Source organism: Pseudoalteromonas fenneropenaei (assembly GCF_042643375.1).
Taxonomy (GTDB): domain Bacteria; phylum Pseudomonadota; class Gammaproteobacteria; order Enterobacterales; family Alteromonadaceae; genus Pseudoalteromonas; species Pseudoalteromonas fenneropenaei.
Map to the genome: position 1 here is coordinate 1 of NZ_JBHRSD010000003.1, position 12,419 is coordinate 12,419.

9 protein-coding genes are annotated in these 12,419 nt (G+C 47.1%); 4 read left to right on the forward strand and 5 right to left on the reverse strand.

Translation table 11 applies throughout. The annotated features are described in order from the left end of the window. Nucleotides 1-157: 157 nt before the first annotated feature. The 3 genes from hldE to ACFOEE_RS02755 are packed head-to-tail and all read right to left on the reverse strand — an operon-like array spanning nucleotide 158 to nucleotide 3,673. Nucleotides 158-1,600, reverse strand: coding sequence for a bifunctional D-glycero-beta-D-manno-heptose-7-phosphate kinase/D-glycero-beta-D-manno-heptose 1-phosphate adenylyltransferase HldE (gene hldE, locus ACFOEE_RS02745; protein ID WP_377120692.1), 1,443 nt, complete (start codon nucleotides 1,598-1,600; stop codon nucleotides 158-160). A gap of 3 nt (nucleotides 1,601-1,603) precedes the next feature. Next, nucleotides 1,604-2,188, reverse strand: coding sequence for an SIS domain-containing protein (locus tag ACFOEE_RS02750; protein ID WP_377120694.1), 585 nt, complete (start codon nucleotides 2,186-2,188; stop codon nucleotides 1,604-1,606). 30 nt (nucleotides 2,189-2,218) lie between these two features. Further along, a complete protein-coding gene (locus ACFOEE_RS02755) occupies nucleotides 2,219-3,673 on the reverse strand; it encodes a capsule assembly Wzi family protein (protein WP_377120696.1) in 1,455 nt (484 codons plus the stop codon). Between the two features lie 158 nt (nucleotides 3,674-3,831). Between ACFOEE_RS02755 and waaA the strand changes: the two genes are divergently transcribed. Next, nucleotides 3,832-5,091, forward strand: a complete 1,260-nt coding sequence (gene waaA, locus ACFOEE_RS02760) for a lipid IV(A) 3-deoxy-D-manno-octulosonic acid transferase (RefSeq protein WP_377120698.1) — start codon at nucleotides 3,832-3,834, stop codon at nucleotides 5,089-5,091. A 6-nt stretch (nucleotides 5,092-5,097) separates the two neighbouring features. Beyond that, nucleotides 5,098-5,646, forward strand: coding sequence for a DUF1415 domain-containing protein (locus ACFOEE_RS02765; RefSeq protein WP_377120700.1), 549 nt, complete (start codon nucleotides 5,098-5,100; stop codon nucleotides 5,644-5,646). A gap of 68 nt (nucleotides 5,647-5,714) precedes the next feature. Here ACFOEE_RS02765 and purL read toward each other — a convergent pair whose 3' ends face one another. Further along, entirely contained in the window at nucleotides 5,715-9,599 is a 3,885-nt protein-coding gene (gene purL, locus ACFOEE_RS02770; RefSeq protein WP_377120702.1) for a phosphoribosylformylglycinamidine synthase, read from the reverse strand. Between the two features lie 522 nt (nucleotides 9,600-10,121). Between purL and ACFOEE_RS02775 the strand changes: the two genes are divergently transcribed. Then, complete coding sequence (locus ACFOEE_RS02775; protein ID WP_377120704.1) at nucleotides 10,122-10,280, forward strand: hypothetical protein; 159 nt, start codon at nucleotides 10,122-10,124, stop codon at nucleotides 10,278-10,280. On the opposite strand, the gene tadA is transcribed toward ACFOEE_RS02775, so the two are convergent. Beyond that, on the reverse strand, nucleotides 10,271-10,765 hold the full coding sequence (gene tadA, locus ACFOEE_RS02780; RefSeq protein ID WP_377120706.1) for a tRNA adenosine(34) deaminase TadA: 495 nt from the start codon (nucleotides 10,763-10,765) through the stop codon (nucleotides 10,271-10,273). The genes ACFOEE_RS02775 and tadA overlap by 10 nt on opposite strands. Nucleotides 10,766-11,053: 288 nt before the next feature. Here tadA and ACFOEE_RS02785 point away from each other — a divergent pair, with 288 nt between their 5' ends. Then, a complete protein-coding gene (locus tag ACFOEE_RS02785; RefSeq protein WP_377120708.1) occupies nucleotides 11,054-12,358 on the forward strand; it encodes an inosine/guanosine kinase in 1,305 nt (434 codons plus the stop codon). The last annotated feature ends 61 nt before the right edge of the window (nucleotides 12,359-12,419 follow it).

Genomic DNA, 12,419 nt, shown 5'->3' on the forward strand with positions numbered 1-12,419 from the left:
TGTCAAAATATGAAGAAAATGGCACTCGTGGCTGCACACTAGCAAATAGCCTCGAAAACGCCGCTAAACCCCCTCAAAAGACCTTAGACACGGCCACTCAAAACAATCTGAGCCGGTTCAACCGGCTTTTTTATGCACATTGGCTCAGCCAACTATATTACTGGGCTTTGATTTTACGGATCACGTTAGACGTTGAACATCCATCCAAGAAGCTCAATACTTCCACTGTACCGCCATTAGCCAACACAAACTCAGCTCCAGCAATCTGTTCGACAGTATAATCGCCGCCTTTAACGAGTACATCAGGTTTCACTTTTTCGATTAACGCCGCTGGGGTGTCATTTTCCGAAACACATCCAAACGGGATCACCCAATCCACCGACGCCAGCGCCGATAACACCATAGCGCGCTCATTTAAAGGGTTAACTGGACGCTCTGGACCTTTCAGTCGAGCAATCGACTCATCATTATTCAACCCGACTACCAAACGGTCACCACGCGCTTTGGCTTGAGCCAAATAGCGCACATGCCCTGCGTGGAGAATATCAAAACAACCATTAGTGAAAACGATTTTTTCACCACTTTGGCGGGCAAACTCAATATGTTTCAAGACATCATCAAATGGGGTCTGATAATGCTCGCCCGTGGCTTTTAAATACTGGCCAAGCTTACGGCTTAACTCTTCTGGCGACACAGTGGCTGCACCTAATTTACCTACCACAATGCCTGCAGCAAGGTTTGCCATTTCCACCGCGTCTTTTGCCGCCATACCAGCACCTAGCATCACAGCAAGGGTGGCAATCACAGTATCACCCGCACCGGTCACATCGCTCACTTCCAATACTTGCGCTGCAAAATCATGTTTCTCAGTGGCGTTGATAAGTGACATGCCTTGCTCTGAGCGCGTCAGTAACATGGCGCCAATTCCCGCATCCGCAATCAGTTTGCGCGCACTCTCGGTGAGCGTCTCTTCAGATTGGCTATCACCACCAGCAAGACGAAACTCACTAAGATTGGGGGTGATAATATCAGCACCACGATATTTATTGAGATCATGTGATTTAGGGTCAACGAGCACTAGCTTACCGGCTTGTTTAGCAAGCTTTATCATGGCTTCGATATGGCCAAGCGCCCCTTTGTTGTAATCAGAAAACACCACAATATCGTAGTCTGCTAACACATTCTCAAGACGTGCTAATAGCAGTTCACTGTGGCTAAGACTAAACGGCTCTTCAACATCTAAACGCACCACTTGTTGATGACGCGAGATAACGCGCATTTTGGCGATAGTCGGTAGCTCGGCCACTTTAACGAGCTGAGAAGCGATATGATCAGCTGCAAGAATCGCTTCAAGCACTTGGCCATTGTCATCTTCACCTATCAAACCAAGTAACCCGACTTGACCATCCAAATGCGCGATATTTTTCGCTACGTTAGCCGCGCCGCCCGCTTTGTCTTCTACTTTCGCGACTTTGACTACTGGCACAGGCGCTTCTGGAGAAATTCGTCCGGTATCACCATGCCAATATTTGTCGAGCATTACATCGCCAACCACTAACACTTTAGCCTTGGACAAATGCTGTAAAAACGACAACTCCATGGCTTACTCCGCAACCAACATATCAACAGCTTCGCACAACCAATGGCCGATAAACATGTGCGCTTCTTGAATGCGTGCTGTTTCATCATTGCGAATGATAATAGGCAATTTTGCGATGTCTTTTACTTTGCCACCTTCACGGCCAGTAAGCGCGACTGTCATCGCGCCAATCTCATTCGCTGCCGCTAATGCTAGATTAATGTTGGCGCTAGTGCCGGACGTGGTTAAACCGATGACTAAATCTTCCGGTTTACACAGTGCTAGTACTTGGCGCTCAAACACAGTGTCAAAATGGTAGTCATTGCTGTGCGCAGTAAGAATAGAAGTGTCGGTTGTCAAAGCGATTGCAGCCAGAGGACCACGCTCTTTCTTATAACGCACCACAAACTCTGCCGCCAAATGCTGGGCATCCGCAGCACTGCCGCCATTGCCACACCAAATCACTTTACCGCCTGATTGCAGCGTTTGCATACAAGCAGCCAACAGCGCTTGGCACTCGTTTTGATAATTTGCCATGGTCGCAAACACGGCATTGTGCCGTGCAAGACTTTCTAAATAACTTGCCGCAACGGCTTCTAGCTTTGACATATGATTTCCTAGTAATTAAGCCCGTGTGAATTACCAATAAATATTAAGAGACAACCAAGAATAGTTTTCACCAAACACATCTTTACCAACCGCTAGCTTGGCTTCTACTTGTTTATCTTGCCAACGTTCGTTACGGACAATTTCAAGTTCATGAGCACGGTGTTGATAGGTAAAGTCTATGATAGGAAAACCAGAATCCTCGACATTCTCTTTCGCAATCGTGGTGTATTTTAACCGCCATTGTGAACTCAAACTGCTATTATACACCCATTCCAAAATGTGTGCTTTAGATGGATTGTCATCACCGAATACCCGACTATCGGCAATAAAACTCCCGACCACAAAACCATCAATCGTATTGCCATTTTTAAAATAAAGTTCGTTAGTATACCAACGGCTATGCATATTGCTGTATTCATAGCGCAGTGATGATTTATCCGTCAGGGTGGGTAAATAGACGCCGGCATTGATGGCTAAATTACCAAACTGGTAATTTTTATGATCTTTGGTATCTTCCCCGCCATACTCGAAGTAAATTTCGCCATTAAACCATTCTGTAAACTGATGGTGAGAAGTGATAGTTGCCCACTGGTCGCCAAGCTCACTATCAAATGTGCCTCCACTTAAATCACGATTGTCTTGCCCTGCTGGGTCAAAAAACGCTTTAAAAACATCTTTGACAGACACATCTCGCGGGCCACCACCAAACTGCATTATGCGATTAAAGCCAATTGTCCAACCCTCAACTGGCTCAAAATGTAAACGTGTGCCTGCTAATTGAGGCGTGCCACTGACAACTTGTCCCTGATGATAAAAACCATCTTCAACATGATCTAACTCGGAGTAAAACAGCTCAATGTCCAAATTCCACCAATTGTGCAAAGGTGACACTAAGCCAAGTGATACTGATGGAGAAGGCTCTGCATTATTAGAATACACCTGTGCGAAATGCTTAAACGGCGACAACCAATGCTCTTTGTAACCTAAATCAACTTGCACATTACCAAGCGAATAAGCAACAAAGGTGTTATACGGGACCAATTCAGCCGCCTTCACGCGATATTCCAAGCCAACCTGCATTAAGGTGTTTTCACTGCCTCGCCAAATCCCTTCAAACGAAAGCTGTGCATACTCAGCTGAGGTATTACCGCGGTCATTACCAAGCGCATGCGTTTCGCCATTTTTGACCCTTAGTTCAACTCCTTGGCGCACTACCGCATCGCGGCTATTGTAGATTTTTAACTTATCCACAATCGCATCATACAAGGCTGGTTGTTTGGTTCTTGCATGGCGCAAGGCGTTATGAATATCGGTCAAACGATAAGGCTTGGCCGAAGGCGTCCCCGTGGTCAGGGCAAATAATTGTTCGACTTGATATTCCAGTAATGGATCAGAGCCAAGCGGCAGATAAGCTGTTGGCGCTGCAAACGCAGTTGGCAACATCAACGCAGCTAATAGAGGCACTAAACAAACACGCTTTTTCATTATGGGCTAAGAATGAATGACAAATTTATTCCATACTAACAAATTTACCCAAGAAACACAGTTTGTTAGCTGTTTAAAAGTGTAATTACCAAGGTGAGTGACTTGCACCAAATGTCCAGAGCGCTAAAATGGCCGCTGAATTATAGATTGAGGCACTTATGTCCCGTTTTGCCTACAGTGTGCTGCTGTATTTACTGGCTCCACTCATTTTGCTGTACTTGTACGTGATGCGAGGCAACAAGCAACCTGCTTATCGTTACCATTTTGCTGAACGCTTGGCGCTTAGACTAACTCACTTACCTAAACACGCGCTGGTTTTTCACTGTGCCTCTGTCGGCGAGGTACTTGCCGCTGCGCCTATTATCAAAAAACTATTAAGCAGCCGCGATGAACGATTGATCCTCACCTGCAATACGCCAACGGGGCGCACCCAAATTCAGCAACAATTTGGCAACAGTGTACAAGTTTGTTACTTACCGCTGGACTTTTGGCATATCAGCCGCCGTTTTATCCGCGTATTGCAGCCAAAATTAGTGTGTTTATTTGAAACTGAATTGTGGCCTAACTTAATTGCTGCTGCGCAAAAAAATGGCTGTCAGACCATACTACTAAACGCTCGACTGTCAGCAAAATCAGCTCAGGGTTATCAGCGCTTTGCTGCGCTTAGCCAAGCTATGCTAAGCCAACTTAGCGCGGTTGGTTGCCACAGTAGTACCGATGGCAAACGTTTTGTCGAGCTAGGGCTGGATGAAAGTAAACTCACTGTCACGGGCTCAGTAAAATTTGACTTACAAATCAGCGATGAAGACCAGCAAACGGTCGCTGAGCTAAAAGCGCTATGGCCAGAACGTCCGGTGTGGGTCGCAGGCTCTACCCACCCTGGCGAACATGAACAAGTGTTGGCTGCGCATCAGCAGCTGTTACTCATTCACCCAAATGCTCTGCTTATTATTGCACCGCGCCACCCTGAGCAATTTCCTCTAGTGGCCAGTTTAATTCAACAAGCGGGTTTGCATTTTTGCTCACGAACTGCAATGCAGCTCACGGCTCACACACAAGTATTGCTAGCCGATACTTTAGGGGAGCTTAAACGCCTTTACGGCGCGGCTAATATCGCTTATGTGGGCGGTAGCCTGATAGATCGTGGCGGCCATAACCCGCTCGAAGCGGCGGCCTTTGCAGTCGGTATTTTAAGCGGCCCCAGCTATCATAACTTTGCCCATATTTATCCTGAACTATTAGCGCTTGGTGGTGCCAAAATAGTACAAGATAGCACTGCACTTGCAACGCAATTGGCCAATTTATTCAACGACGCAGAAGCTTGTCAGCAGCTTGGGCAACACGCACAGCGCTGTTTAGCTGCCAATCAAGGTGCCGAAGCGCGCACCTTAGACCTGATTTATCGTCATCTGGAGTAATGTAAGATGTCTAACGCCACTGTCCTCAGCATGCAAAACTGGGTGAGTAATGTCATTGTTAAATATAACTTCTGCCCATTTGCTCGCAAAGAAGTCGAGCAAAATACCATTCATTACGACGTCAACAACGCCACAACTTTGGAAGACGCCGTTTTGGCCATGATTGAAGCCTGCATTGCCCTTGATCAATACCCTGAGCGAGAGACGACTTTACTGATTTTCCCCGCGGGGTTTGCTGATTTTGACGAATTTCTTGATTTAGTTGACCTTGCTAATGCGTTGCTGGCTGCACAAGGTTATGAAGGTAAATACCAAATCGCCAACTTTCATCCGAACTATGTGTTTGCTGACAGCGACGAAAACGACCCTGCCAATTATACCAATCGCGCGCCCTATCCAACCTTACATTTGATCCGCGAGGCAAGCATGGCATTAGCGCTGGAAAATTATGACGATCCGGATAGTATTCCGGACAACAACATACGTTTAGCCCGCCGTAAAGGTATGGCTTTTTGGCAACAACTGCTCGCCAACTGCAACTCAGATAACCGCTAACCCATTATTTTGACAAAGAAAAGGCGCTTAGTGAGCGCCTTTTTTGTTAGTCTCGCAACCTTAATCGCTTAACCTATGTATTTACGTGCGTTACGGAACATACGCATCCATGGGCTGTCTTCTTGCCACTCGTCTGGGCGCCAAGAGTTAGCGACTGCACGGAACACACGCTCAGGGTGAGGCATCATGACTGTCGCACGACCATCAAGTGAGGTAATACCAGTAATACCCGCTGGTGAACCGTTCGGGTTAGCTGGGTAGTTTTCGGTTGGATTGCCATAGTTATCAACAAACTTCACCGCTACCGTGCCTGAGCTTAACGCATGCTCAATTGCTGCCGTATTACGGAACTCAGCATGACCTTCACCATGCGATACCGCAATTGGCATACGTGAGCCAGCCATACCTTGGAACAGGATTGACGGGCTTTCTTGTACTTCAACTAAGCTAAAACGTGCTTCAAAACGGGCCGACTTGTTTTGTACAAAGCGTGGCCAATGTTCAGTACCTGGGATCAATTCACGTAACGTTGACATCATTTGACAACCGTTACATACCCCTAAACTGAAAGTATCTGGGCGCTCAAAGAACGTTTGGAACTGCGCACGCGCCATGTCATTGAATAGAATAGACTTCGCCCAACCTTCACCAGCACCTAGTACGTCACCGTACGAGAAACCACCGCAGGCGACTAAACCTTTAAATTGCTCAAGGGTGATACGACCCTCAAGGATATCGCTCATATGAACGTCAATCGCCGCAAAACCTGCGCGATTAAAGGCGGCTGCCATTTCTAAATGCGAGTTAACACCTTGCTCACGCAAAATGGCCATGCGCGGCTTAGCACCCGTAGCAATATAAGGCGCTGCGATATCTTCATTGATATCAAAGCCTAATTTCACATTTAAACCTGGGTCTTTGGCATCAAACTTGGCATCAAACTCTTGTTTAGCACACGCCGGGTTATCACGCATGGCCTGCATTTGATAGGTGGTTTCAGCCCATACAGTGCGTAGCTCAGTACGAGCATGCGCAAGTACTGACTTGCCAGCACGGTTAAAGATGACTTGGTCGTCTGCGTTTAACGTACCAATGACGTGCGTTACCGCATCTAGGCCATGCGCAACAAGTACCGCTTGCACTGCCGCTAAGTCGTCATTGCGCACTTGGATCACAGCACCTAACTCTTCGTTAAACAGCACTTCGAGATCAGTTCCAACTAGACCATCGAGCGAAACGCTCACACCAGTATGGCCCGCAAAAGCCATTTCTGCGATAGTGGTGAATAGACCACCGTCTGAGCGGTCGTGGTAAGCCAACAATTTAGCATCAGCAACTAAAGCTTGCATCGCATTGTAGAAGCCTTTTAGTAGTTCAGGGCTATCTACATCTGGGGTTTTGTCACCTAGTTGCTTATAAACTTGCGCCAAACAAGATGCACCCAAACGATTTTGGCCTGCACCTAAGTCAACCAATACTAGACTAGTGTCACCTTTGTCAGTGCGCAGTTGTGGCGTCACTGTTTTACGAATGTCTTCAACACGACCAAATGCAGTGATAATCAATGACAATGGTGCAGTAACCGATTTCTCTTCACCGTTTTCATCCCACTTGGTCTTCATTGACATGGAGTCTTTACCAACCGGAATCGTCAAGCCAAGCGCTGGACATAGCTCTTCGCCCACCGCTTTAACTGCCTCGTAAAGACCAGCGTCTTCACCCGGGTGACCGGCTGCTGCCATCCAGTTTGCCGAGAGTTTTACATTCTCAAGGCCACCAATGTTGGCACAAGCTAGGTTAGTCAGTGCCTCACCAACCGCTAAACGTGCGGAGGCACCATAGTTAAGTAGTGCCGCTGGAGTACGCTCCCCCATAGACATCGCTTCACCATGGTAAGTGTCGTAGGTCGCTGCCGTTACCGCACAGTTCGCAACTGGCACTTGCCATGGGCCAACCATTTGGTCGCGCGCCACTAAACCAGTCACAGTGCGGTCACCAATGGTGATTAAGAAGGTTTTTTCTGCAATGGTTGGCAAACGCAATAAGCGCATCGCCGCATCGGCTAAATCAATCCCCGCAGTATCCAGTGCCTGACCTTGCGCTTGCTTTGAGGTCACGTCACGGTGCATTTTTGGCGGCTTGCCTAACAATACATCAAGTGGCAAATCAACCGGATTGTTATCAAAATGGCTATCCGAAACCGTTAAATGACGCTCTTCAGTCGCGGTACCAATCACCGCGTACTGCGCGCGCTCACGTTTACAGATAGCTTCAAAACGTGGGAAGTCTTCTGCTGCAACCGCAAGAACGTAACGCTCTTGTGATTCGTTACACCAAATTTCGTGTGGTGCCATACCCGGTTCATCGTTTGGTACGTTACGTAGTTCAAACTTACCACCGCGACCGCCATCGTTGACCAGCTCTGGGAACGCATTGGAGATCCCACCCGCACCAACGTCATGAATAAAGGCAATCGGGTTCGCATCGCCCAACTGCCAACATTTGTCAATCACTTCCTGACAACGACGTTCCATTTCAGGGTTTTCACGTTGTACAGAAGCAAAATCTAAATCTTCGTTTGATTGGCCTGATGCCATTGAAGAAGCCGCACCGCCACCAAGGCCGATGTTCATCGCAGGACCACCTAGAACAATTAACTTCGCGCCAACTGGAATAGTGCCTTTTTGCACGTGGCTTTCACGAATGTTACCAAGACCACCGGCAATCATGATTGGCTTGTGGTAACCACGTACTTCTTCACCGTTGTGGCTGTTCACTTTCTCTTCGTAAGTACGGAAGTAACCAAGTAGGTTTGGACGACCAAATTCGTTGTTAAACGCAGCGCCACCGAGTGGGCCATCAATCATAATATCGAGCGCATTGACGATGCGGTTTGGCTTACCAAAATCGCTTTCCCACGGCTGTTCAAAACCAGGAATACGTAAGTTTGATACCGTAAAGCCGACTAAACCTGCTTTTGGCTTAGAACCACGGCCAGTTGCACCTTCGTCACGAATCTCACCACCAGAACCAGTCGACGCACCAGAGAATGGCGCAATCGCTGTTGGGTGGTTATGGGTTTCAACTTTCATCAAAATATGAATATCTTCTTGATGATACGCGTATTCACCTTCGTTATTTGGGAAGAAACGACCTGCTTTTGACCCTGTCATTACCGCAGCGTTGTCTTTATAAGCTGATAAGACGTTTTCGCTGTGCGTTTCGTAAGTATTTTTGATCATTTTGAACAGTGATTTAGGCTGTTCCACACCGTCGATAGTCCAATCTGCATTAAAGATTTTGTGACGACAGTGTTCAGAGTTCGCCTGCGCGAACATAAATAATTCGATATCGTTAGGGTTACGACCTAACTTTTGGAAGTTTTCTACCAAGTAATCAATTTCGTCGTCCGCTAAGGCAAAGCCTTGCTCGACGTTTGCTGCTACTAACGCCTCACGACCACCACCCAAAATATCCACAGATGACATAGGACGTGGCGACTCAACACGGAATAGCTGCGCGGCAGCTTCAAGCGTGGTGTGCGTTGACTCAGTCATGCGGTCGTGTACTAGCTTAGCGACTTCTGCCAGCTCTTCTGCAGATAACTGACCCTCAATATAGTAAGCGATACCACGCTCAACACGGTGTACTTTAGCTAGACCACAGTTATTGGCAATATCAGTTGCCTTAGATGCCCACGGAGAAATCGTGCCAAGGCGAGGAGTAACCAGGATTAATGCGCCTTGTGGCTCATGTAGAGGAATGGTTGGACCGTACGTTAACAGCTTTTGTAGCTTGTCTGATTCCGCCTCGGTCAGCGCCTCTGTGAGATCAGCAAAATGCATAAATTCAGCGTACACACCAGACACTGGTAGGTTCGCTGCTGCGCATTTTTCAAGGATCTTTTGAACTTTAAACTCAGAAAGTGCTGGCGCACCACGTAAGATTAACATAGGTATTTTCATCCGGGGTTAAGGATTGAACGATATTTTGGGTCGCTATTATAGTCGAAATAGCTGTTGGATTTAACACAAAAATGTCAAAAGCGGAAAAAATCACAGTACTTTGCTGATTGTGCTGCTAACTACTTGATCTCAGTTCAAGTGTTACCAAGCTATAGTAGGAAAACACCGCGTCACGCTGCATCACAACCAAGGTAAAAAGAGCGGTTAAGGAAAATATCTAACGCGACAACAATGTCACAAAAAGTCACAAGCAGCACTGATAAAATACTACCGTTTCAGGGGAAAACCAGCTAGTATCAAAACGAAGGTACGCGAGAAAATGGAAGCGTATCGCCACGAGGACCCCCCGTTCAGTGCTGTTGACCAAGCCCAAAAGCTAGCCGTTCCATTCACGTTTAGAATGCATAATTTTTATCAATGGAACCCAACGCATAGCTTGCTTGTCAAACAGATATCACATTCTAAAGGTTACTCTTGGTAACACCCGCTCTCACAGATAAGGAGGTTCAGATGTTAAAGAGACGTCGAACTGCAAGATTTAAACGCAATGTGCGTAATGCGTCGCCTAATCGTCGCCGTATTACCTTGAAAAATATCCATAAAAAAATTCTTCATCGGCGCCGTCAATTCGCCATGATCCAAGTCGAAGAACCAGCGGCTCAGCCTTGAGTCGCTTGCTTCGCCGCTTTTATTTGTTGCCTGCGCTCACGAAAAAACGCTGATAATTTCTCACCACAAGCCTCAGCCAACACGCCCCGAGTGATCTCGACCTGATGATTGAGTTTAGGTTCTTGTAACAGATTCATAATTGAACCCGCCGAACCTGTTTTGGCATCTGAGGCACCATAAACCACGCGTTTTACGCGGCTGTGCACCAACAACCCCGCACACATAGAACAAGGTTCAAGCGTAACATACAAAGTGCAATCCACTAGGCGGTAGTTTTTAAGCGCTTTGCCAGCAGCACGAATGGCCATCATTTCCGCATGGGCAGAGGGGTCATGCAAAGTAATCGACTGATTCCAGCCTTCTCCTAACACTTCATCGTCTTTTACCAAAATTGCCCCAACGGGGATCTCCCCTTGCTGCCAAGCCTTATCGGCAAGCATAAGTGCTTGCATCATCCACTCTTCATCTGAGCGTTGTGTCGTCATGTTCAATTCTTCGCTTATGCCTTCACTGCGCGCCGATTATATACCCAAATGACTTTGAATTGCAGATAGACGACCTAAGAGTAATCCCGTGCGCACAGACAGACGATTGAATTATGGTCAGCACATCGAGCCAACACCGCAGCGGTTTTATGTAGGCAAGGTATAGCAAGTACAGCGCGATTTGGGGATTATTGCTAAAATTAGGCAAAATGGCATGGCTTCGCTTTTAGGCTTTACGCTATAATTCGCCGCTTTTTAATTCTTAAGCTCACAACACACGGGTAGAAGATGAAATTTCCGGGACGCCGCAGGCAAAAACATTACTTTCCAGTGGAAGACAAAGATCCACTGATAAGCCAATTTCACTCCAGTGATCGCCTTGCACACAACTATATTTGTGGTATTGACCAAATCGTAGTGGATATCGAAGCTAAAGTCGACCTCGCGTTTTTGGATGAATTCCAACTTAAACGTGGCATGTCACAAGTTATCGACAGCGAAACCACTCATGCGCTCTACGAGCGTTTGAAACGTGACAAGATGGTTGAATATGAATTTGCTGGCGGCACCATAGGTAACACCTTGCACAATTACTCAGTGTTGGCCGATGACCGTTCTGTGTTATTGGGTGTGATGAGCGAAAATATCAGCATTGGCAGCTATGCCTATCGCTTTTTGTGTAACACTTCTAGCCGTGTTGATCTCAACTATTTACAGCCTGTCGATGGCCCAATTGGCCGCTGTTTTACTTTGATTGATGACAGTGGCGAGCGCACCTTCGCTATCAGCGCCGGGTTAATGAACCATTTACGCCCTGAGTCTATCGACAAAGCTTTGATCCAAAACTCATCTGCGTTACTGATTAGTGCGTATTTAATGCGCACCCAAGGTGACGAAACCATGACGCAAGCCACCATGCAGGCGGTTGAATATGCAAATGAGGCGGGTGTGCCTGTAGTGTTAACACTCGGCACCAAATTCCTGATTGAAAAAGACCCCGTTTGGTGGGCTGAGTTTGTGGAAAAATATGTCGATATCCTGGCTATGAACGAAGAGGAAGGTGAAGCCATTACTGGTTTTGCCGACCCGTTATTAGCCGCTGACAAAGCTCTTGATTGGGTTGATATGGTGATCTGTACCGCAGGTGCGCGCGGCATGTTTATGGCGGGCTATGTTGAAGACAGTTTTAAACGTGAAACCGAACACCCGTTATTGCCAGGTGCCATTCCTGAGTTTAATCACTACGAATACTCACGCGCTATGCGTAAAAGCGACTGCCAACATCCGGTACGAGTATACACGCATTCTGCACCATACATGGGCGGCCCTGATAGCATCAAAAATACCAATGGCGCGGGCGATTGTGCGCTAGCTGCGGTACTGCATGATATTTCAGCAAACGTTTACCACAAACTAAATGTGCCCAATTCAGCAAAGCATGAACAAAAGGCCATTACCTATTCATCACTGGCGCAAATCAGCAAATATGCCAACCGCGCCAGCTATGAAGTACTAGTGCAGCATTCGCCACGTTTGTCGCGCGGCTTGCCTGAACGCGAAGACTCACTGGAACAAGCCTACTGGGATCAGTAACTCTGTCTCAACACGACATCAGCATTAAGGCAAGTCATGGCCTTAGTGCTGATGTAGCTTG